Genomic DNA, 20117 nt, shown 5'->3' with positions numbered 1-20117 from the left:
TGGGATGAACGATACTACTCAACTCCCTCCACTGCCGGATCGTCTGTCGATTGATCCGCGCAGCAAATTCCACGTCGCCGCCGTGTTTGAACACGATGTTGGCATCAAGTTCAACGGCAAAGAACGCATGGATGTCGATGAATACTGCATCAGCGAAGGCTGGATCAAGGTTCCGGCCGGTAAGTCGCTGGACCGTTTCGGCAACCCGATGCTGATCAAGCTGAAAGGCACGGTCGAGGCGTTCTACCGCTAAGCACCGGTCTTTGTCAGAAAAGCCGCCTGGTTCGCCATGGCGGCTTTTTACATTGTGGCTTGCGGATCGTCGTAGCGGCTGGCCGACGCCAGCAGCAGTTCCAGGAAGACCTTGACCACCGGCCGGCATTCGTCGCTGCGCCAGTTCAGCACCATGGCCAGCGGCGGCAGTCCCTCCAGCCGCACTGCGCGCATGCCGGCCGGCGGCGCGCCCAGCACAAACGAAGTGCCCAGCATCAGGCCCATGCCATCCTTGGCCAGCTGGATGCCGAACAGCGACTGCGTGGCCGCGAACACGAAATTCGGCGTCACGCCGGCCATCCGGCATGCCTCGACCAGGCCGTCGTACACCGGCGGATTGACTTCGCGCGCGAACACGATGATGTTTTCCTCCGCCAGGCTGCTGAGCGGGAGCTGCTGCATGCCGGCCCAGCGGTGCGTCTCGGGCAGCAGCAAGGCCCATGGCGATGCCGCCACCAGGCGGCTGCTGACCTCGGGCGAGGACGGCGCGCCGGCGTCAGGTCCGCCTAGCACCACGCCGACCCCGACATCAATCTGCGCGCGCAGCAGGGCGGTGCCTTGCAGCTGATTGAGGATCTCCTGACGCTGCAGCCGCGCGCTGGGATAGGCGTGCTGAAGCTGGCTCATCGCTCCTGCCAGCACCGGCAGGCTGGCGTATTCGGTGATGCCGATGGCAATCGCCATGTTCTCTTCGCCGCCGGCCGCGGCGGTACGCTGTGCCAGCTGGTCGAGATTGCTGATGATTTTGGCGATGCCGTCGCGGAAGACGATGCCGGCCGGCGTCAGCGCCAGCTGGCGCTGGTCGCGGATGAACAGTTTAACGCCGAGGTTGTCCTCCAGCCGCGCAATTTGCTGGCTCAGCGCCGGTTGCGTAATCGACGCCAGCTCGGCCGCTCGCCCGAAGTGCAGTTGCTGGCTCAGGATTAAAAAGTTTTGATACATTCTCAGTTCTGAGGCCTTCATTTTTTTGAACCCTTGCGCTGAGCGGAGGACCCCATTCTACGCGATGGATCCGGCGTGGAGCCCGCTGGTGAGCGCCACGACGGCGCCCGGAAGCGAAACGCCACCGTGGTGCCGGAACCGTCGTCGCTGCGGATGCTGAAGCGGGCGCCGAGGCTGGCCGCGCGTTCGCGCATGCCGTGCAGGCCGAAGCGCGTGCCGGACTGCGGCTGGCGCAGCACGTCGGCCGGAATGCCGCAGCCGTCGTCGGTCACGCGGATAATTGCCTGCGCCGCCTGCCATTCTTCGGTAATGGCAATCCGGCCGGCGCCGGCGTGCCGCACGGCGTTGCGGATCGCTTCGGCCAGGCACATGAACAGTTCATCGGCAAAGCCGTCGGCCTGGGACGCCAGCGCTGCCGACAGACGTGACTGGAAGCGGATGCCGGCCGGGGCGCAGACCGCGAGCGCCAAGGCATCGATCCGCCGTTTCAGCGATGCCGAGGTATTGGGCTGGCGCAGTTCGACAATCAGGTCCCTGCCGAGGCTCATGGCTTCGCCGGTTTTTTCAGCGATCGCCTGCAGATCGGCGACAGGGCTTTGCAAGGCCAGCACGATCATTTGGCACTGCTGGAGGAAGTCGTCATGCAGGATGCGGGCGATGCGATTGCGTTCGCGTTGCCGCTCGCTGAACAGTAGCTCCGAGAGCTTGTCCGGCGTCATGAAGACCTTGCCATTGCGCATGCGATGCTTATTCAGTTGGATCGCGCGGATTCTACGCAGAATAGATCGCTCGTTCCAATTAGAAATAATTATCTACCCGATAAGACTGGCTTATCGGGTGCGTCGCCGTAACAACAAAGGGCTGAGCCTGTGTGACACAGGACTCAGCCCTTGACGCCAATGCGGCCAAATGGTGGCGGTTTAATGCGTCGCCGGGTTGCCGCGCAGCTTGTCCAGCATTTGCAGCGTGGCCGGCACCAGGTTCATGATCCCGTGATACGCACAGTACTCACAAAACGCTTCCTCCGGCGTCATCGCAGCGATACTGGCGTCGGAGTGGCCGCGGCGGCGCAGGGCGCGCAGACAAGCGGCATCCATATTTCTGGAATTCATGCACTTTCTCCCTTTTGAATCTGATAAGGTTGGTGGGTGGTTCGGATCTTGCCTACTGAAAATATTATAATAGAAAATGATTCCATGTGGAAATAAAAATGGTTTTTATTAACATTCTGGACAAATGGTTACGTAAGCTGGCGGCGGCGATCGTCTGCGGCGCAGTGCCGGGCGCCCTGGCCGCAACGCCGTTGACGGTGGTGACGGAAGAGTTTGCTCCCTATAGCTATGTCGAGCGTGGCGAGGTCAGCGGCTATTCGACCGAGGTGGTGCGTGCCGTGCTGGAGCGGGCTGGCATGGCCTACAGCATCCAGATTTACCCATGGGCGCGCGCGCTGCAGATGGCCGCGACGCGCCCCAACGTGCTGATCTACAGCATTGTCCGCACGCCCCAACGGGAAAACCAGTTCCACTGGATCGCGCCGATCGCGCCGCGCAATGTCTACCTGTACAAGCTGGTAGCGCGCCAGGACATTCAGATTCATGCGCTGGCCGACCTCAAGCCCTACCGTATCGCCGCCAATCGGGGCGATGTGGTCGAGGAGCAGCTACACCAGCTGGGGTTGACGGCCGACCTGTCGGCCAAGGATGTCTTCAGCCTGCAAAAGCTGATCGTTGGACGAGTCGACCTGATGGTGGCGACGGAGTTGTCGATCGAAGGAGTGTGCCAGCGCGCCAAGGTGTCTTGCGCGCTGCTGGAACGCAGCATGCAGATGCCCGAGATCAGCGGCTACTACGTGGCGGCCAGCCTGGGCACGCCGGCCGCCACGCTGCAGCGCTTGCGGCAAGCGTTTGCGCAGCTGCACAACAGCGACGCCATGCGGCATATCGCCGACAAATACGGCGTGCCGCCGCTCAAATAGCGGCCGGGGCGACCACTGCGGCCGGCGCCGTCAGGTTGCGATTCAGTCGCCACAGCAGTGCGCCGGCGACCAACGACGTTCCCACCACCACGTAGCCGACCGTGTCGAAGTGCTGCAGGCGGCCATCCGCCGCCTGGGTGACGATGTGGCCAGAGACCACCGACGCCAGGCCGCCGGCCAGTTGCTGGATCGAGGCGCTGATGGCGTTGTACGAGCCGCGCTGGGTCTGCACTGGCACCGTCGACGACAGCGCCTGGAACGGGATCATGCGCGAGAAGATACCGACGAACATCATCGTGTTCACCACCACCAGCATCCACAGCGGCACCCGGCCGAGGTGGGTATAGACCAGCACCATGGCGATCGACAGCGCGGTGCCGAACAAGAACACGCGGAACTTGCCGAAGGCGTCTGCGGCGCGGCCGATCATCGGGCCGATGAAAATGGTGCACACGCCGGTGATCAGGTATACGGTCGGCAGGTGGTGCAGGTCGATGCCCATGTTGTTGACGATGTAGGCGCTGCTGAACGGCATCAGCATGAAGCCGCCGGTGGTCAGCAGGGCGGTGATGGCGAATGCCAGCAGGTAGCGCTTTTCCGTCAGCGTGTGGTACAGGTGCATGAAGGCGCTTTGTTCCTGCGGCTTGCCGAGGTGGGCGTTGACCGGCTGCATTTTCCACGCGACCACCAGACCGCCGGCCACGCCGAACGCGGCCATGGCGATAAACGGCACATGCCAGTTCCACTGGTTGGACAGGTAGATGCCGACCGGGATGCCCAGCACCTGGCTGGCGGCAAATGCGGTCTGGATCAGGCCCATGACGCGGCCGCGCATTTGCGGCGGGAACAGGTCGGTCGAGATGGCCAGTACGATGGAGCCGATCACGCCGCCGAACAGGCCGGTGAAGATGCGTGCCGCCAGCAGGCTTTCGAAGGTCGGCGCCAGGCCGCACCAGACGGTGCCGATGATGAAACCGGTGTAGAAGAACAGCAGCAGTTTCTTGCGGTCGTAGCGGTCGGCGAAACCGGCCGTCAGCAGGCCGGACAGGCCGGCGCTGAAGGCATAGGCCGATACCACCAGGCCGAATTGCGCCGGCCCGATGTGCAGGTCCGGCATGATCAGCGCACCCAGCGGCGACATGATCATGAAGTCGAGGATCACCGCGAATTGCAGGAAGGCCAGCATGGCCACGACGATTTTCTGGTAGCCGCTGAACGGCGGCGCAGGCGTTTTCTTCATTCGTTATCTTTCTTTTCGGATGGGCGGCAAAACGGCGCGCGGTGCTTGAAGAACTGGTCGCGCTGCTGGAAGAACTGGTTGCGTTCTTCCGGCGTCATGGCCTGCCAGCGCTGCCAGTGCTCGCGCTTTTCATGCCAGTCGCGGTGGTGGCCGCGGAAGCCGCCAAACAGGATGCGGCAGAGTAGCAGCAATCCCAGGGCCTGCCAATAGTTGACGGCATTGGCGCCGGGGAAGATGGCCGGGATCAGGCAATTCCACAGCCACATGACGATGGCGCCCAGCGCCGCGGCGCCGGCCAGTATCCACAGGCCTTTGATCAGTTTGAATTTCTTGTAGCTCATATTTTCGTGACGCATTTGGTTGGTACTCCTTTCATTCGTCGTACAGGGCTTGCAGGCGCTGGCGCAGATACTGCACGGCGTAGCGCTTGCGGGCCAATAAGGTGTTGATCGAGACGCCGGTCTCTGCCGCCATCTCCTTGAAACTGATGCCGTCCAGCTCGTGGGCGATGAAGACTTCGCGCTGGCTGGCGGGCAGGGCTTCCAGCGCGCGCTGCAGTTCTTCCAGCAGCATGGCGCGGGTGTAGGCCGCTTCCGGGCCGCCGTCGGGGGACGGCAGCATCAGGTCGAGGCGGCAGTCCTCATCCTCGTCGCCGCTGCCCAGGTCCTCCAGGGCCACTTCCTTCTTCTTGCGGAAGCGGTCGATGATACGGTTGCGCGCCACCCGGAACAGCCAGGCGCTGACCTGTTCGATCGGTTCCGGCAGGTGGTAAGCCTGGGTGAACTCGTAGAACACGTCTTGCAGGATATCGTCGGCATCCGTCTGGTCGGCCACGCGGCGGCGGATGAAATGCCACAAGCGCGACCGCTCGCGCAACACGGTCGCGGTGATGGCTTGATCTTGCTCGGTTATTGTTGGTGGTGCGGTCATAGACTGGAAGGCGTCCCAGAGCCTCGAATATTGTAATGCTCTGAAAAGTCTTTTGGCCGGAGCAATTATATAGATCTGTACTTGCTATCGAGGAGAGCCGATGATGGGATCGGTGCGGCTGGCGTGGCCGGTTTCGACGTGGCCGGCGAGGCGGCGTTGCCAGCGCGGATCGGTGCTGCTGGTGACGGTGAGGTCGTACCAGCCGTGGCTGGCGGCCAGCTTGCAGGTCACGGCGCCGGTCAGGCCTGCAGCCACGGTGTGTTTGACCGGCGCGGCGCCGTAGGCATTGTCGGTGATGGTGAAGTGGCAAGCTTGCTGGCCGTGCTGGTTGGAGAGCCGCAGGCTGATGCTACCGTCGGCGCGGCTGTGGCGGGCTTGCAGTTCCGGGCCGGCGCTGGCCGTACCCTGGAATTGGCGCAGGAAGCCGTTGGCGCCGTGCACGCTCAGCTCGTAAGCGCCGTCGAAACGCCATGGGTCACTAACAAGCTTCTTGCCCGCTTCTACCGTGTAGTACCACGGACCGTCTGCATGCAGGCTGGAGTAGACGATGAAGGCGGCGCCGACGGCGCCATCGTTGGCGAAACTCAACGCAAACTGCTGCGGACCGGCCGACTGGCCGTGCACCGCCAACTCGTACGGCAGCGCGCAGGCGGGACGCGGACCGCTGGCCGGCTGCGGCTCCTGCTTCGGCAAGGTCTGATTGACGGGCGGTTGCGGGTAGGGCTTGCCGGAGACACGCGCATAGGCCGCAGTCGGCGGCACGCTGGCCGGCCACTCGCGGTTGGGCGTGCTGAAATCGAAGGCCGAGGTCAGGTCGCCGCACACGGCGCGCCGCCACGGCGAAATCTGGTCGCACTGCACGGCGGAACGCTGCTTGCCTTTGGTCACCAGCCACTCTTCCAGGAAGCGCAACTGCGAGGTGTGATCGAACAGCTGCGAGCACACGCGGCCGCCCCGGCTCCATGGCGAAATCACCAGCATCGGCACGCGCGGCCCCAGGCCAACCGGCTCGCCCTGATAAGTTTCGTGGACGCCGATCTCGGCCAGCGTGGTTTTGCCCATGGACGGATTCAGCGGCGCCAGGTCGGACGGCACGTGGTCGAAGAAGCCGTCGTTCTCGTCGTACATCAGCAAAAACACGGTCTTGGACCAGACCTCCGGATTGGCCACCAGCGCCGCCAGCAGGCGCGCGGTGATCTGTTCGCCGGCGTTGGGCGAGTTGGGCGAGTGCTCGGTGTAATCGTTGGGCGAGCAGATCCACGACACTTGCGGCAGGCGATGGTGGCGGACGTCGTCGGCGAAGGCGTTCACCAGCCAGTCGGCGGTGGTGCCGGCGGCGTTGGCGGCGGTGGAGCCGGGCGCCAGCGCGCGGCCTTTCTGGAACAGCGGCGACTCTTCGGCGAGACGGCTGCCGTCGGCGTTGGCGCGAAAATTGCGGAAATAGGCCAGGTAGTTGTCGCCGTAGTTATCCCATTCCTGGTAGACCTTCCAGCTCACCTGATTGGCTTCCAGCACCTCGGCATAGGTGCGCCAGTTGGGGGCGCCGCTGATGACCTCGGGCGTGATGTTGTCCAGCGCCGGATCACCGTTGAAATAGCCGGCCGCATTGACGTTGTACAGCTTGCCCATGGTGCCGATCCAGCCCTGGCTGGTGCCGGTCAGCGCGTACATGCGGTTCGGATCGGTGGCGCCGAAGATCGAGCAATGGTAGGCGTCGCAGATGGTGAAGGCGTCAGCCAGCGCGTAGTAAAAGGGCAGGTCGCCACGGTCGAAATAGCCCATCGACTGCGGTGTTTTGCGCTTGACCCATGCATCCCAGCCTTGCCAGGTGGCTTGCGCGCCTTTCCAGGTATGGTCGGTGCCGAGCGACAGCGCGCTGGTGTTTTTGGCGTCGAAGTGGAACGGCAGCACATGGCCGCCGGCAGCATCTGGCTGATACCAGACCGGACGGCCATCCGGCAGCTTGATGGCGCGCGGATCGTCAAAGCCGCGCACGCCCGACAGCGTGCCGAAGTAATGGTCGAAGGAGCGGTTTTCCTGCATGAAGATCACCACGTGTTCAATGTCGGCCAGCGTGCCGGTGACATTGTTGGCGTGCACCGCCAGCGCGTCGCGGATCAGGTCAGGGAACAGGGTAGCGGCACCGCCCGCACCAGCGGCGTAGCGGAGAAATTGACGGCGGTTGATCGACATGCTGGCAGGATGAAAATGACTGAAGCATCGATCATAGCGGGCGAATGTGACAGGCCGATGGCGCGCCTAGCGCTTGTTTTTAAGCTCGACCTGGTCGAGCATGCGCATGACCTCCGCCGGCACGGTGTCGCCGCGCCGTTTCAACAGAATGGATTTGTTGTCTGGCCAGGTGCAGGTCAGCGCCTGGTCGGCCTGTGCGTAGCGGCAGTTGATGTCGAATTCTGCTTTCATGCCCGGCACGCCTGCCGGAAGGAAGGGATGCAGCACCAGTGTGTCGCCGTCCATTTTGGCGTGGACCGGAAATCCGACCAGCGCGCGCGGCCCCGGTTTGCCGTCATCGACACCATCGGCGCGCTGTGCCGGCGCGCTCGAACCGGCCATCATGCCCAACCCGTCCGGCAGCAAATACACATCGGCTTGCTCCTGCTTGCCGTCGTAGAGCGAGGCGCCCGTGCCCCATTCGCCGGTCAGATGAGCCGGCACCACGTCGGCGGCGTTGGCCGTCAGGTGCAGCAGCGTTGCGCAAAGGAGGGTAAGAATCCGGTCCATTTTTTTTCCAATTTGTAAGATGCAAAAAATACCACCACATGCTTTAATATGTCAATTTTATAATTTCCAAAAAGGAATGTTGCATGGGAATGGTTTATTGCCGCGGCTGCGCCAAAGAGATTCACGAAACGGCGCCGACGTGCCCGCAATGCGGTGCACCGCAGTTTGCTGCCGCTGCGCAGAATGTTAATCGCTCGGACAAGGACTTCGCCGTCACGCTGCTGCTGTGCTTCTTCGTCGGCTTCCTCGGCGTGCACCGCTTTTATGTCGGCAAGATCGGCACCGGCCTGCTGCAACTGTTCACCTTTGGCGGACTGGGCATCTGGGCGTTTATCGACTTCATCCTGGTAGCACTGGGCCGCTTTACCGACAGTGACGGCCGCGAAGTTACTTACCGCTGATTGCGTCCGCGCCCGGCCTGGCCATTTTAGCCTCCAGCGCCGCGATGAACCTCGCGTCCATCGGCACAGCGCCGGGCGTTCTATCAGCCAGCTGGATCTTGTTCCAGGCGCCGCCATAGTCGCCTGCGTAGTACAGCAGAATGGCCCAGTTTTGCAGATTGGCGGCGTGATCCGGGTGCTGCTGGTAGATGGCGTCGAAGCGTTTGGCGGCGTCGGCCAGCAACGCTTTGTCCTTGGTTTGCAGCCCGACCACCGACACGGCCTTGGCATAGTCCACTTCGAAATCCACATTGCCCCGCAACTTGGGCTCCGCCTCGGCCATCAGCTTGAGCGCCTCGGGACGTTTGCCCTTGGCGCTCTCCATCACCGCCATGCCCCACAACGCCAGCCCGTTCGAGTGATCCAGCAGCCAGGCCTGGTTGAAGCGCCGCATGGCGTCTTGCGGCGCATTTTTGCGCACAAAGCTCCAGCCGAGCAGCGCTACCTGCTCCGCCGCCCTGGCGCGGTCGCCGCCGGTCTGCCGGTCGACCTCATCGAGAAATTGCTGATCGGCAGCTTGCTGCTGCTCGGTCTTGGCCACCAGGCCGTACTTGGGCTCCAGATTGATATTCTGGGCGGCGACGGTCTGATGCAGGGCAGCGCCGAGAATCAGCGCGAGCAGGAGGGAGGTGAGGGATGTTTTCATTTCGACAGCATAGCATTTTATTTAATGCCTGAATCGCATCTGCGTTACCGCCATAACAGACGGCGGCTATCGCGCGCACCATGATGGTGGTCCGCGAAAGCAACCCCGAAAGGCGAATATGAAACAGATGTCGAAGAAAGTGCTGGCTGTAGCACTGGTGGCTGCGCTCGGTTCAAGCTGGGCATTGGCCCAAACCGCTCCGCAAGGACAGGCCACGCCTGCTGCGGATAACACCAAGATGAATAACCGCGACAAAGGCGATCCCGCACAAACGCCGCAAACGCAGTCGAACGCCAAGGCTGACCGCGAGCTGCTGGCCTCGGTGCGCCGTACCATCGTCAAGGACAAGTCGCTGTCCACGTCCGCTCACAACGTCAAGATCCTGGTCGAAGGCGGCGTCGTCACGCTGCGCGGCCCGGTGAAAAGCGATGAAGAGAAATCCAAGGTCGAGTCGCTCGCCAAATCGGTGACCGGCGTGACCAGCGTCGACAACAAAGTCGACATCAAAACCAACTAATTCGGAGAAACCATTATGAGTACTGCTGTCTATTGCATCGCCCAGGACCACGCCCACGCCGAGAACATCGTCAACAACCTGAAAGAGTCGGGCTTCTCCGCCAACGAGATCTCGGTGCTGTTCCCGGATAAATCCGGCACCCGCGATTTCGCTCACGAACAAAACACCAAGATGCCGGAAGGCGCGGCCACCGGCGGCATCGCCGGCATGGGCACCGGCGCGGTGCTGGGCTGGTTGGCCGGCATCGGCACGCTGGCGATTCCGGGCATCGGCCCGTTCATCGCTGCCGGCCCGATCATGGCGGCACTGGGCGGCGCGGCAGTCGGCGGCGCGGCCGGCGGCCTGATCGGCGGCCTGGTGGGGATGGGCATTCCGGAATACGAAGCCAAGCTGTACGACGGCAAAGTCCGTGACGGCAACGTGCTGATTTCCGTGCACACCGACAAATCCGACCAGGTGAAACTGGTGAAGGAAATCTTCGAGCGCAACAACGCGACCGACATCAAGTCGACCTCGGAAGCCAGCGCGCCATCGCACTAAGCTGACCGATCAATGAAAAAGGCCGCCAGATTGCTCTGGCGGCCTTTTTTGATTGGCTAACCGGGATTAACGGTCGCCGTAGGTGCGGCGTTGGCCGTCGTTGCTGCGTGGGTTGCTGCCTTTGTAGCCGCCGCCCTTGTAGCCTTCGCCCGTCGCGCTGCCTTCACGACGCGGTGCGCCGGCGCTGCTGCTGCCTGGCTTGCTGAACGAACGCTGGCCTGGCTTGGCGCCGCCACGGTTGTCGCCCGGCTTCCAGCCGCCTGGACGTGCCGACGAGCGTGGCGCCGACGCGGTTTTCTTCGGCTCGTAGCCTTCGACCACATTCACCGGAATCAGTTGCTTGGTGAAGCGCTCGATGCGTTTGACGTTCATGCCTTCTGCGTGGTTGACCAGCGAGATGGCGTGACCGTTACGGCCAGCGCGGCCGGTACGGCCGATGCGGTGGACGTAATCTTCCGGGAACTTCGGCAGATCGTAGTTGAACACGTGGGTGATCGACGGCACGTCGATACCGCGTGCGGCGACGTCGGTGGCGATCAGGATCTTGACCGAACCGCGGCGCAGGCTGTCCAGCGTGCGGTTACGCGCGCCCTGGTGCATGTCGCCGTGCAGGGCGGCAGCCGAGAAACCGGCGATGTTCAGACGGTCGGCGATGGTGTCGGCGTCACGCTTGGTGGCGGTGAACACAACCGCCTGGTCCAGGGTTTCGTCGCGCAGCAGGTGATCCAGCAGGCGATTCTTGTGCGACAGGTCGTCGACGAAGTGCACGCGCTGGGTGATATTTTCGTGCTTGTTGGCGGCGCTCAGGATCTGGATTACTTGCGGATCCTTGGTGATGCGGCGCGCCATGTTGCCGACCACGCCGTCCAGCGTGGCCGAGAACAGCATGGTTTGACGGTTGGCCGGGGTGGCGGCAACGATTTTCTCGATGTCGTCGATGAAACCCATGTCCAGCATGCGGTCGGCTTCGTCCAGCACCAGGATTTCTAGTTGCGAGAAGTCGATCTTGCCCGATTCCATGTGGTCGATCAGACGGCCTGGGGTGGCCACCAGGATTTCAGGATTCTTGGCCAGCAGTTGCATCTGCTTAGGGTAAGGCATACCGCCCAGGATCGACACGGCCTTGATGCGGCGCAGGTTGACGCTGTATTTGTCGGTATTGGTGGTCACTTGCAGGGCCAGTTCGCGGGTCGGGGTCAACACCAGCATTTTTGGCTGTGCAGCTTTGAAACGTGGACGCTCGCCACGGGCACGGGCGGCCTGCATTTCTTGATTAGGAGTCTTGCCGGCGGTGGCCGGATCGATCTCGGACAAACGGTGCAGCGACGGCAGCATAAAGGCTGCAGTCTTGCCGGAACCAGTTTGCGAGGAAACTAACAAGTCCTTGCCTGCGATCGCGGCAGGGATGGCCTGCTGCTGAACTGGAGTCGGCGCGGTATAGCCGGCGTCGGTCAGGGCTTTAATGATGGACGTGTTGAGACCAAGTGCTTCAAATGTCATGCTGTTCTTTCGTAAAAACCAGCGTCCCCGCTGTCATAGCGGAACGCGAAATAGCAACGCCTACCAAAACGAAATGACTCAATCAGAATCGAAAGAAATTTCGGCACAAAAGCTTTGCGCCGGGACGGTGTCATGTAACGACACCAGAGGCGGGAGGGCTTTATAAGGGCACCGGGAACGGTGCGCTGAGGCTGCGATGCTGCTTAACTTACTACTGGCTGAACAATCGGTGTCGCTTTGTTATCGACACGCGCATTGCAGGCTAGACAGCTATTATGCCCTGTTTTGCCTTGTTTGTACAGGGCGGTGTGGAGCAAGCGGTCCTATCGTGCGCGCGACTGGTTGTCTTTAAGATAAGTTACTGTTTTTATCAGCGACGGGGGACGTATGCGGTGGAGCATTCTTGGCGTGGGTTGTCTGCTGGTGCAGGCCTGCGTGGCGGCGCCGGTGACGGAGTTGAAACCGCAGGAGCTCGCCGCCTTCGTGGCCAGACATGACTATGTGGTGGTGCAGATGACCTCGCCTGATCTGAACTGCGGCTATTGCAAGGGCGCCGACGACACCTTCGACCGGGCGGCCGCCTTGCCCCATGAGCCCAAGCTGGTCTATGCACGGGTCCAGTGGAAGCCATGGCGCGAGATACCCGATTTCGGCCCGCTGGTGCGGGTGTACGGGGTGCCGGAGCAGTATGTGTTCCGCAACGGCAAAGCGCTGGGCGGCACCGGCGGGCGTCCGGCCAGCGTCGCCGGGCTGTTGGCGCAGGTCGATCAGGTGATCGCCGATCCGCCATTCCTGCGGCCGAAGCAGGAGCCAGTGGCGGAGAAGCCGGCCCAGCCGCTCAGCGATGCCGAACGCGCCAGCGTCAAGCTGGGCATCCGGCGCGATTTCCTCACCGCCGTCAGCAGCGCTTGCGGCCGTCTGTTCCCGGCGCACAAGGCCAGCTACGATGGCGCCGTGCAAAGCTGGGGCGCCGCCAACGAGGCCGGGCTGAAGCAGGCTGATATGTTGATGCTGACCCGCAGCAGCCGCGCCGACGCGCTGGCCATGCGTCCGCTGGCCGAGGAAGAGAAGCGCACTTTACAGGCATGGCAGACCGGCAAGCTCGGCATTTCGCAGCAGGGCGCGCCGACGATGGCCGACTGCGACAAGTTCTACAACAACCTGGCCGGCTTGCCGTGATTTGTATCTATTTGTAATCCCGTAACCCCGTTTGGGCCGCCGTCACGATACACCCTGCAATGCCGGCATCAGCTGGCGCAAAGGGGATCGTTATGTGGAACAGAATAATCGTGGCCGGCTGGCTGGTGGTGGCGGGACTGGCGCAGGCGCAGATACAGGAGCAGCGGGCGCCGAAGCCTTTGCTGCCGAGCCCGCCGGTGGCGCCGCCGCTGATGGTGGTGACGGGCGCCGAGCAGCCGGTGCGGCTGCAAAGCCTGAAGGTGGACGCCGCACTCCGCGGCAGCATGGCGCAGACCACGCTGCGCATGGTGTTCTTCAATCCGAACCGGCGTCCACTGGAAGGCAAGTTGCAGTTCCCACTGCTGCCGGGACAGCAGATCAGCGCCTTCGCGCTGGACCTGGAAGGCAAGATGCGGGCGGCGGTGCCGGTCGAGAAGGCGCGTGGCCGGCAAATACTGGAGGCGGTCGAGCGTACTCGCATCGATCCGGCCTTGCTGGAGCAAACCCAGGGCAATAATTTCCAGCTGCGGGTGTTTCCGATTCCGGCGCAGGGCACGCGCACGGTGGAACTCACATACACCGAGACGCTGGACCGTGAAGGCCCGAACTTGGCCTATCGATTGCCGCTGGCGTACGGCGAACTGGAGCAGGGGGTGGCCTTGCACGTGTCGGTGGCCGGCGAGGCGCCGCCGCAAGCCAGCGGCAACATCGGCGGCATCGTCTTCGAGCGCAGTGGCGATGGTTACCAGGCCCAGTTGACGCGCGCGACGTATTCGGCCAGCGGCGTGCTTAAGTTGCTGGTGCCGTCGGTGGTGGCGCCGCAAACCTATGTGCAGCAGTTTGGCGGTGAAACGTATTTCCTGGCCGAGATGCCGGCCAGCACGCAGCGCACACCGCGTCCGCTGCCCAGGGTGGTGGGCTTGCTGTGGGACAGTTCCGGCTCCGGCGCGCAGCGACAGCACGATGCCGAACTGGTCGAGCTGGATCGTTACTTCAAGGCGCTGGGCAATGCCGAGGTGCGGCTGACCCGGCTGCGTGACCGGGCAGATGCGGTGCAGCGTTTCCGCATCGTCAATGGTGATTGGCAGGCCTTGCGCAAGTCGTTGCAGGACACGGTGTACGACGGTGCCAGCGCACTGGCCGATTGGCAGCCGCAGGCGGAGGTCAACGAGTACCTGCTGGTCAGCGACGGCTTGATGAACTATGGCGCCAAACAATTCCCGCAGTTGTCGTCGCGTCAGCGGCTGTATGTGTTGAACTCGGCGGTGTCGGCTGATACTGCGCGCTTGTCGGCGCTGGCCGAACGCAACGGCGGCCAGCTGGTGACGGTGCAGGCCGATCGTCCGGGCGCGGCCGCCGGGATGTTGCTGACCGACGGCCTGCAAGTGCGGCTGGTGAGCGCGCGCGGCGCGACCGATGTCTTGATTCACGACGACGATGCGCCGCTGGGCATGCTGCGCGTGTCCGGCAAGCTGATTGCGCCGGCGGCGGAACTGAAGCTGGAGTTGCTAAAGCAGGACAGGGCAACGCCGCTGCTGATCGAGGTGGCAGCCAACGCGCCGTCGCATCCGCTCGCCGCGCGCACCTGGGCCGGCTACAAGCTGAATCAGCTGGAAGCGGATTACGAATTGCATCGGGCCGCGATTCGCCGGCTGGGCACGCAGTTCAGCATGCCGACCCGCGAGACCTCGTTGCTGGTGCTGGACCGGCTGGAGGATTATGTGCGTTACGACGTGCAGCCGCCGGCCGAGTTGCAGGCGGCCTTCGATGCGCTGAAGCGGATGCGCGGCGGCGAGCTGACGCTACGGCGCACGAATCAGCTGGAACGGGTGGTGCAGCAGTTCCAGCGCAAGCTGGCGTGGTGGGAAGGCAATCATCCGACGCCGACGCCTTACCCGGTGTACCGCGAAAGCAAGTTGACGCGGGTTGAGGTAACGGGACGGTCGAATGGCGCGGACAAGGCAGTCAATGAGCTGGCGATGCGCTCGGCGCCGCCGGCACCGTCTGCATTATCCGCGCCACTTGCGCCGCCATCAGCGCCGCCAGCACCGCCTGCGCCGGCACCGCAGCCGCTGTCGTATGCATCCGGCGTTGTCCAGCGTGCGCCGGGCCCGGTGGTGATTGCCAGTGCGGCGGACCGGCACATGCGGCCGGCTGCGGAACCAGTACAGCCACCCGGCGAGATCACGGTCAGCCTCAAGCGCTGGGATGCGAACGCCAGTTACCTCGCCCGGATGAAAGCGGCGCGGCCGGACCAGTTGTATGCAATTTATCTGGACGAGCGCCCTTCGTACCTGAATAGCAGCGCGTTTTATATCGATGTGGCGGACCAGCTGCTTGCGCGCGGCCAGCGCGATCTGGCCTTGCGCGTGCTGTCCAACCTGGCGGAGATGGATCTGGAAAACCGCCAGGTGCTGCGCATCCTTGGCTATCGCTTGTTGCAGGCTGGGCAGCCTGAGCTGGCGATTCCGGTGTTCGAGAAAGTGCGCGAGCTGGCGGAGGAAGAGCCGCAATCGTTCCGTGATCTGGGCCTGGCCTACGCTGCCGCCGGCCGCGCGCAACAGGCGATTGACCAGTTGTACGAGGTGGCGATACGGCCATGGGATGGCCGCTTTGCCGAAATTGAGCTGATTGCGCTGGCGGACATGAACGCGATTATTGCGGCGCCAGGCAAGGTAAGGCTGGATACCAGTCGCATCGATCCACGTCTGCTGAAAAACATGCCGCTGGATATGCGCGTGGTGCTGAGCTGGGATGCCGACAATGCCGATATGGATTTGTGGGTGACCGATCCAACTGGCGAACGGTGCTACTACGGCCATCGCTTTACGGAGCAGGGCGGGCGCTTGTCGGTGGACTTCACAGGCGGTTATGGACCGGAGGAGTTTTCGCTGCGGCATGCAATGCCGGGCAAGTACAAGGTTGAGGCCAACTTCTTCGGCAGCCAGCAGCAGGTGGTGGCCGGGGCCACGACCTTGCAGTTAAAGCTGACCAGCGGCTTTGGCCGCGCCGGCGCGCGCGATCAGATGGTGGCGTTGCGGTTGAGCGGACGCGGGGAGACGGTGCTGGTGGGCGAGTTTGAGGTGAAGTGATCAGTTGATGGCGTCCATGCGCCTGGCCAGTTGTTCCGGCACTGGATAGTCGGGATAGGCCAGGTTAAATTTGCGCCATTCTTCGCGCGCGTCCTGGCGCAGGTCGGCTTTCAGCATTTCGTCGATGACGTGCAGCCACTCGGCGGCGCGGGCGGTATCGGCCGGCGACATGGCCTTGCGCGCGGAGCCGGTGACGCTGACTATGGTCGGCGCCGTCGCAGCCGCAACGACGGGCGCAGGCGCAGGTGTTGGCGGTGGCGCAGGCGGCGCAGGTGGTGCCGCATATGACAGCGGCGCGACGAGCGGCGCCGAAATCGGTGCGCTTGCCACCGGCGGTGGAACGGCGGCTGCCAGCTTGGCGATTGGGGATGAGCGGGCGCGCAGGAATTGTTCCGCAGGTGGCGTGATGGCAATCGGCTCTGGTGCTTTGTCGGCATCGGCCAGCAATGATGGCGCCGACCTGTCAACCGACTCAGCGCGCGATGCGGACGGCGCTGGCGCCGGTCGCGCAGCGCCCGGTGACGACGCGATGTGGCCGCTCGCCGACGCGGCAGCCATGGTGACACGTTCTGGCGCTGCGGGCGGCCGGGCGGGCGGCTCTGCCGCTTGCGGCGTGCTGGCGACGGGTTTCTGCTCTGGCGCCGCCGTTGTCATTTGCGCCTGCTCGGCGTAGTCGCCGCGCTGCCATTCCAGCGCCAACAGCAGGGCGCCGACCAGGCTGGCGGCCAGTGCTGCCGGCGCACGCCAGCGCGCCTTATTGGCCGCCGGCTGCCGGGGCGCGACCTGCGTAACCCGGACTGCCTCAGCCGCCGCCGGGTTTTGCGCGGCCGGTGCGTCCTCCCCGGCTAGCGCCTGCTGCACCGTCTGCGCCGCGCGTTCCTGCGCCAGCTGCGCTTCAATCGATGCCATGATCGCGTCATTCACCTGCCTGGAGGCTTCCGGCTGCGCCAATGCGGCCAACTGGCGCGACAGGTCGTCGCGGCCGGCGAGGAGCTCGTCCAGCGCAGCATCGTCCTGCAGATTGTAGTCGCCGTTGCTCATGCCTGTTCCTCCTGCGCGGCCACGCCGGCCGACAGCTGTTCGCGTAATTTTCGCATGGCGTAGCGCAGCCTGCTCTTGACGGTTTCAATCGGCGCATCGGTCAGCGTCGCAATCTCGTCCAGTGACAAACCGCTAAACTGCTGCAACACCAGCGCCTCCTTCTGCTCGCCGGGCAGCGCGCGAATCGCCTGGTGCAGCGCCGAATTCATCTGCTGCGATTCCAGCTCCACATCAACCGCCGGGCTTTGCGGCTCCGGCGCAGCATCGGCCGACAGCAGCGGCGACTGGCGCTGCAAATCCACCAGCCGGTTACGCGCGATCTGATACAGGAAAGTGCGAAAACTGGCGCTTGGCACATATCGCCCGCGCGCCTGATGCAAGCCGATCCACGCCTCCTGCGCCACCTCGTCCACCCAATCCCGGCGCGGCGAACGCCACGCGACAAAGCGGTACAGCCCACGCTGATGGCGCTGGTACAACTCGCGGAAAGCGGCCAGGTCGCCATCGGCGTAGCGCAGCATCAGGGATTCATCGGAAGGCTCGGTTGACATACATGCAAGTGTAACTGCGTCACCCCACTGCTGCAATGTCTGACAGTTGGATCGACCGGCAGGCGTGGTGTCCTGGCGGCCTGTATAAAAAACGCCCTGTCGAGCAGGGCGTTCTGGTGCGATCGAAGCAGACAGGCTTACTGGTAGTCTTCTGCGTTCAGGCCCATGACGTGCGAGAAGCCGCCGTCGACGTAGGTGATTTCACCGGTGATGCCGGACGCCAGGTCCGACAGCAGGAAGGCGGCGGTGTTGCCGACTTCTTCGATGGTGACGTTGCGGCGCAGCGGCGCGTGCGACGAGGCAAAGCCCAGCAGCTTGCCGAAGTCCTTGATGCCGGACGCAGCCAGGGTCTTGATCGGACCGGCTGAGATGCCGTTCGAGCGGATGCCCAGCTTGCCCAGGTTTTCCGCCAGGTAGCGTACCGACGCTTCCAGCGAGGCTTTGGCCAGGCCCATGGTGTTGTAGTAAGGAATCGCGCGCACCGCACCCAGGTACGACAGCGTCAGCACCGACGAACCGCTTTTCAGCAGCGGCAGCGCGGCCTTGGCCATGGCCGGGAAGCTGTAGGCCGAGATGTCGTGGGCGATGCGGAAGTTCTCGCGGCTCAGGCCGTCGAGGAAGTCGCCGGCGATGGCTTCGCGCGGCGCAAAGCCGATCGCGTGCACCAGGCCGTCCAGCTGCGACCAGCTCTTGCCCAGGTCGGCGAACAGCGCGTCGATTTGTTCGTCGCTGCCGACGTCGCAGTCGAATACCAGCTTGCTGTCGAATTCGGCGGCGAATTCGGTGATGCGGTCTTTAAAACGTTCGCCGACGTAGGTGAACGCCAGTTCGGCGCCTTCGCGATGGCAAGCCTTGGCGATACCGTAAGCGATGGAACGGTTCGACAGCAAACCAGTGATGAGGATTTTTTTGCCTTGCAAGAACGCCATAGGGACTCCGATTGCAACTGCGTGCCGGGCGCGCTCTCGGAGCTGGCTGGCGACGTCAGTGGGGTTGTGTTTTTTTAGTGTGCGAGGTGTGCAAGTATTGCCCGACACGCAAGAGCAAGATTGTAGGACGTGTCAGCCTTGACTGCAACCTCTGAATCGCGGCCGCCGGCCCCGGCTATGCGGGGTCCGGCGGCGGCCATCAGTTGGCTTTGCGGTGTTTTTTGCTGTTGCTGTCGCGCGCGACGCGGGCTTTCACCAGCGAAACCGGGCTCGACTTGTCGGACTTGCTGGCCTTCGGCAGTTTGTAGCCCTTGGCCGTCTTGCCGCTGGCGCGTTCCGCTTCATACGACACGGTGGCGCTTTCGGCCACGTCCGGGGCGATGTCGCCCACCGATGCCGAGATCTTCGGCACCAGAATGGTGGAGCCGGCTTTCAGCACCGAGTTCTGCGGGATATTGTTGGCCTGGCGGATGACTTCCGGCGAGGTGTGGAAGCGCGACGCCAGGGTGCGGATCGATTCGCGCGCGCTGGTGATCTTGTGGGTCGACCAGGTCGACAGTTCCTTGGTCCATTGGGCCAGGTTAAGGTGGAACTTCTCGGCGTTTTCCTTCGGCAGCAGAATCTTGGTCTGGTCGTCGCCGGTGATGACCGGACGCTTGAACTGCGGATTGAGCGCCTTGAACTCGTCCACCGACAGTTCGGCCAGGTGGGCCGCCACGGTCAAATCGATATCGCTGGTCTTGTCGACTGCCGTAAAGTACGGCGAATTGTCGATCACCGGCAGGTTCAGGCCGTATTGCTGCGGATTGGCGACGATATTCTTGACCGCCTGCAGCTTCGGCACATAGTTGCGGGTCTCGGCCGGCATCAGGTCGGCCAGGCTTTCAAAGTCGGTCGGCTTGCCGGCGGCCTGGTTGCGCTTGATGGCTTTCTGCACCGAGCCTTCGCCCCAGTTGTAGGCGGCCAGTGCCAGTTGCCAGTCGCCAAACATATCGTACAGGCGCTGCAAATAGGTCAGGGCGGCGTCGGTCGAGGCCAGGATGCCGCGGCGTTCGTCCTTGAAGGCGTCCTGCTTCAGATTGAAGTCGCGGCCGGTGCCCGGCACAAACTGCCACATGCCGGCCGCGTTGGCGGAGGACAGGGCGTTCGGGTTGAAGGCGGACTCAATGAAGGGCAGCAGCGCCAGTTCGGTCGGCATGCCGCGCTTTTCCAGCTCGGAGACGACGTGGAACAGGTACAGCGACGCGCGCGCAGTGGTGCGGGCGATGTAGTCGGGACGGGTGGCATACCAGTTAACATGCTTGGCCACCAGGTCGTTGCTGACGTCGGGAATGGCGTAACCGCTGCGAATGCGGCCCCAGACGTCTTTTTCGCGGAAAGCATCCTCATCCACCAGTTTGGCGGATTTGGTTTTCAGGGAAGCGACATCGGGAACGGGGAATTTCGGCAGGGGCGACAGCGCGGTGGTGACCGTCGGCAGATCGGTTGCGTGCTCGTAGGCCTGGGAGAGTGCCGGCGCAAGTAGCGCCACCAGCGTGGCCAGGACTGCGGTTTTGGGAATGCGTGCTTGCATAGTTTTC

The 20117-nt window shown here is 63.3% G+C and carries 21 protein-coding genes; 7 read left to right on the top strand and 14 right to left on the bottom strand.

Annotated features, from left to right (window positions below):
• Positions 1-4: 4 nt before the first annotated feature.
• Complete coding sequence (locus GTP55_RS15980; protein ID WP_110848463.1) at positions 5-253, top strand: DUF3297 family protein; 249 nt, start codon at positions 5-7, stop codon at positions 251-253.
• A gap of 47 nt (positions 254-300) precedes the next feature.
• Here the strand turns inward: GTP55_RS15980 and GTP55_RS15975 are convergent, their stop codons facing one another.
• From GTP55_RS15975 to GTP55_RS29605, 3 genes are all read right to left on the bottom strand, one after another.
• Positions 301-1215 (bottom strand): LysR family transcriptional regulator, encoded by a 915-nt coding sequence (locus GTP55_RS15975; RefSeq protein WP_161045854.1) that lies wholly within the window; start codon positions 1213-1215, stop codon positions 301-303.
• Between the two features lie 17 nt (positions 1216-1232).
• Complete coding sequence (locus tag GTP55_RS15970) at positions 1233-1955, bottom strand: sensor histidine kinase (RefSeq protein ID WP_161045853.1); 723 nt, start codon at positions 1953-1955, stop codon at positions 1233-1235.
• A 180-nt stretch (positions 1956-2135) separates the two neighbouring features.
• A complete protein-coding gene (locus tag GTP55_RS29605) occupies positions 2136-2327 on the bottom strand; it encodes a hypothetical protein (RefSeq protein WP_169109992.1) in 192 nt (63 codons plus the stop codon).
• A gap of 98 nt (positions 2328-2425) precedes the next feature.
• Between GTP55_RS29605 and GTP55_RS15965 the strand changes: the two genes are divergently transcribed.
• On the top strand, positions 2426-3190 hold the full coding sequence (locus GTP55_RS15965) for a substrate-binding periplasmic protein (protein WP_161045852.1): 765 nt from the start codon (positions 2426-2428) through the stop codon (positions 3188-3190).
• Here the strand turns inward: GTP55_RS15965 and GTP55_RS15960 are convergent.
• The 5 genes from GTP55_RS15960 to GTP55_RS15940 form a co-directional block, all read right to left on the bottom strand.
• A complete protein-coding gene (locus GTP55_RS15960; RefSeq protein ID WP_161045851.1) occupies positions 3183-4430 on the bottom strand; it encodes an MFS transporter in 1248 nt (415 codons plus the stop codon). The genes GTP55_RS15965 and GTP55_RS15960 overlap by 8 nt on opposite strands.
• Positions 4427-4786: a hypothetical protein gene (locus tag GTP55_RS15955; RefSeq protein WP_371868362.1), complete on the bottom strand. Its 360-nt coding sequence runs from the start codon at positions 4784-4786 to the stop codon at positions 4427-4429. Before GTP55_RS15955 ends, GTP55_RS15960 begins: the two co-directional genes overlap by 4 nt.
• Positions 4787-4802: 16 nt before the next feature.
• Positions 4803-5360, bottom strand: a complete 558-nt coding sequence (locus GTP55_RS15950; RefSeq protein WP_161045850.1) for an RNA polymerase sigma factor — start codon at positions 5358-5360, stop codon at positions 4803-4805.
• A gap of 84 nt (positions 5361-5444) precedes the next feature.
• Positions 5445-7553: a phosphocholine-specific phospholipase C gene (locus GTP55_RS15945; RefSeq protein ID WP_161045849.1), complete on the bottom strand. Its 2109-nt coding sequence runs from the start codon at positions 7551-7553 to the stop codon at positions 5445-5447.
• Positions 7554-7619: 66 nt separating this feature from the next.
• On the bottom strand, positions 7620-8102 hold the full coding sequence (locus GTP55_RS15940; RefSeq protein ID WP_161045848.1) for a hypothetical protein: 483 nt from the start codon (positions 8100-8102) through the stop codon (positions 7620-7622).
• Between the two features lie 83 nt (positions 8103-8185).
• On the opposite strand from GTP55_RS15940, the gene GTP55_RS15935 reads away from it, so the two are divergent.
• A complete protein-coding gene (locus GTP55_RS15935) occupies positions 8186-8503 on the top strand; it encodes a TM2 domain-containing protein (protein ID WP_161045847.1) in 318 nt (105 codons plus the stop codon).
• Here GTP55_RS15935 and GTP55_RS15930 read toward each other — a convergent pair.
• Positions 8490-9188, bottom strand: coding sequence for a tetratricopeptide repeat protein (locus GTP55_RS15930; protein WP_161045846.1), 699 nt, complete (start codon positions 9186-9188; stop codon positions 8490-8492). The two genes, GTP55_RS15935 and GTP55_RS15930, sit on opposite strands and share 14 nt — an antisense overlap.
• Before the next feature lie 118 nt (positions 9189-9306).
• Here GTP55_RS15930 and GTP55_RS15925 point away from each other — a divergent pair, with 118 nt between their 5' ends.
• Together GTP55_RS15925 and GTP55_RS15920 are read left to right on the top strand one after the other, a co-directional pair.
• The gene (locus tag GTP55_RS15925) at positions 9307-9705 is read left to right on the top strand and encodes a BON domain-containing protein (protein ID WP_229257952.1); all 399 of its coding nucleotides are present in this window, start codon (positions 9307-9309) and stop codon (positions 9703-9705) included.
• A gap of 15 nt (positions 9706-9720) precedes the next feature.
• Positions 9721-10245, top strand: coding sequence for a hypothetical protein (locus tag GTP55_RS15920; protein WP_110848451.1), 525 nt, complete (start codon positions 9721-9723; stop codon positions 10243-10245).
• Between the two features lie 66 nt (positions 10246-10311).
• Here the strand turns inward: GTP55_RS15920 and GTP55_RS15915 are convergent, their stop codons facing one another.
• On the bottom strand, positions 10312-11745 hold the full coding sequence (locus tag GTP55_RS15915) for a DEAD/DEAH box helicase (RefSeq protein ID WP_161045845.1): 1434 nt from the start codon (positions 11743-11745) through the stop codon (positions 10312-10314).
• Between the two features lie 387 nt (positions 11746-12132).
• Between GTP55_RS15915 and GTP55_RS15910 the strand changes: the two genes are divergently transcribed.
• Complete coding sequence (locus tag GTP55_RS15910) at positions 12133-12924, top strand: hypothetical protein (protein WP_161045844.1); 792 nt, start codon at positions 12133-12135, stop codon at positions 12922-12924.
• A 92-nt stretch (positions 12925-13016) separates the two neighbouring features.
• Positions 13017-16016 (top strand): DUF2135 domain-containing protein, encoded by a 3000-nt coding sequence (locus GTP55_RS15905; protein WP_161045843.1) that lies wholly within the window; start codon positions 13017-13019, stop codon positions 16014-16016.
• Here the strand turns inward: GTP55_RS15905 and GTP55_RS15900 are convergent, their stop codons facing one another.
• The 4 genes from GTP55_RS15900 to GTP55_RS15885 all read right to left on the bottom strand — a co-directional run bounded on the left by GTP55_RS15900 (position 16017) and on the right by GTP55_RS15885 (position 20110).
• On the bottom strand, positions 16017-17057 hold the full coding sequence (locus tag GTP55_RS15900) for a hypothetical protein (RefSeq protein WP_161045842.1): 1041 nt from the start codon (positions 17055-17057) through the stop codon (positions 16017-16019).
• Positions 17054-17608 (bottom strand): sigma-70 family RNA polymerase sigma factor, encoded by a 555-nt coding sequence (locus tag GTP55_RS15895; protein WP_161045841.1) that lies wholly within the window; start codon positions 17606-17608, stop codon positions 17054-17056. Before GTP55_RS15895 ends, GTP55_RS15900 begins: the two co-directional genes overlap by 4 nt.
• Positions 17609-17745: 137 nt before the next feature.
• Positions 17746-18537, bottom strand: coding sequence for an enoyl-ACP reductase FabI (fabI, locus tag GTP55_RS15890; protein ID WP_161045840.1), 792 nt, complete (start codon positions 18535-18537; stop codon positions 17746-17748).
• 199 nt (positions 18538-18736) lie between these two features.
• Positions 18737-20110, bottom strand: coding sequence for a transglycosylase SLT domain-containing protein (locus GTP55_RS15885; RefSeq protein ID WP_161045839.1), 1374 nt, complete (start codon positions 20108-20110; stop codon positions 18737-18739).
• Between the last annotated feature and the right edge of the window lie 7 nt (positions 20111-20117).

Source organism: Duganella margarita, assembly GCF_009857535.1.
GTDB lineage: Bacteria > Pseudomonadota > Gammaproteobacteria > Burkholderiales > Burkholderiaceae_D > Rugamonas > Rugamonas margarita.
This window is presented reverse-complemented; position numbering and strand designations above follow the sequence as displayed.

Excerpts from the sequence above, each read along its gene's own strand:
- GTP55_RS15970 (WP_161045853.1), bottom strand. The coding sequence starts at position 1,955 with ATGCGCAATGGCAAGGTCTTCATGACGCCGGACAAGCTCTCGGAGCTA.
- GTP55_RS15945 (WP_161045849.1), bottom strand. The coding sequence starts at position 7,553 with ATGTCGATCAACCGCCGTCAATTTCTCCGCTACGCCGCTGGTGCGGGC.
- GTP55_RS15905 (WP_161045843.1), top strand. The coding sequence starts at position 13,017 with ATGTGGAACAGAATAATCGTGGCCGGCTGGCTGGTGGTGGCGGGACTG.
- GTP55_RS15925 (WP_229257952.1), top strand. The coding sequence starts at position 9,307 with ATGAAACAGATGTCGAAGAAAGTGCTGGCTGTAGCACTGGTGGCTGCG.
- GTP55_RS15915 (WP_161045845.1), bottom strand. The coding sequence starts at position 11,745 with ATGACATTTGAAGCACTTGGTCTCAACACGTCCATCATTAAAGCCCTG.
- GTP55_RS15975 (WP_161045854.1), bottom strand. The coding sequence starts at position 1,215 with ATGTATCAAAACTTTTTAATCCTGAGCCAGCAACTGCACTTCGGGCGA.
- GTP55_RS15940 (WP_161045848.1), bottom strand. The coding sequence starts at position 8,102 with ATGGACCGGATTCTTACCCTCCTTTGCGCAACGCTGCTGCACCTGACG.
- GTP55_RS15910 (WP_161045844.1), top strand. The coding sequence starts at position 12,133 with ATGCGGTGGAGCATTCTTGGCGTGGGTTGTCTGCTGGTGCAGGCCTGC.
- GTP55_RS15950 (WP_161045850.1), bottom strand. The coding sequence starts at position 5,360 with ATGACCGCACCACCAACAATAACCGAGCAAGATCAAGCCATCACCGCG.
- fabI (WP_161045840.1), bottom strand. The coding sequence starts at position 18,537 with ATGGCGTTCTTGCAAGGCAAAAAAATCCTCATCACTGGTTTGCTGTCG.
- GTP55_RS15955 (WP_371868362.1), bottom strand. The coding sequence starts at position 4,786 with ATGCGTCACGAAAATATGAGCTACAAGAAATTCAAACTGATCAAAGGC.
- GTP55_RS15930 (WP_161045846.1), bottom strand. The coding sequence starts at position 9,188 with ATGAAAACATCCCTCACCTCCCTCCTGCTCGCGCTGATTCTCGGCGCT.
- GTP55_RS15935 (WP_161045847.1), top strand. The coding sequence starts at position 8,186 with ATGGGAATGGTTTATTGCCGCGGCTGCGCCAAAGAGATTCACGAAACG.
- GTP55_RS15900 (WP_161045842.1), bottom strand. The coding sequence starts at position 17,057 with ATGAGCAACGGCGACTACAATCTGCAGGACGATGCTGCGCTGGACGAG.
- GTP55_RS15885 (WP_161045839.1), bottom strand. The coding sequence starts at position 20,110 with ATGCAAGCACGCATTCCCAAAACCGCAGTCCTGGCCACGCTGGTGGCG.
- GTP55_RS15965 (WP_161045852.1), top strand. The coding sequence starts at position 2,426 with ATGGTTTTTATTAACATTCTGGACAAATGGTTACGTAAGCTGGCGGCG.
- GTP55_RS15980 (WP_110848463.1), top strand. The coding sequence starts at position 5 with ATGAACGATACTACTCAACTCCCTCCACTGCCGGATCGTCTGTCGATT.
- GTP55_RS15920 (WP_110848451.1), top strand. The coding sequence starts at position 9,721 with ATGAGTACTGCTGTCTATTGCATCGCCCAGGACCACGCCCACGCCGAG.
- GTP55_RS29605 (WP_169109992.1), bottom strand. The coding sequence starts at position 2,327 with ATGAATTCCAGAAATATGGATGCCGCTTGTCTGCGCGCCCTGCGCCGC.
- GTP55_RS15960 (WP_161045851.1), bottom strand. The coding sequence starts at position 4,430 with ATGAAGAAAACGCCTGCGCCGCCGTTCAGCGGCTACCAGAAAATCGTC.
- GTP55_RS15895 (WP_161045841.1), bottom strand. The coding sequence starts at position 17,608 with ATGTCAACCGAGCCTTCCGATGAATCCCTGATGCTGCGCTACGCCGAT.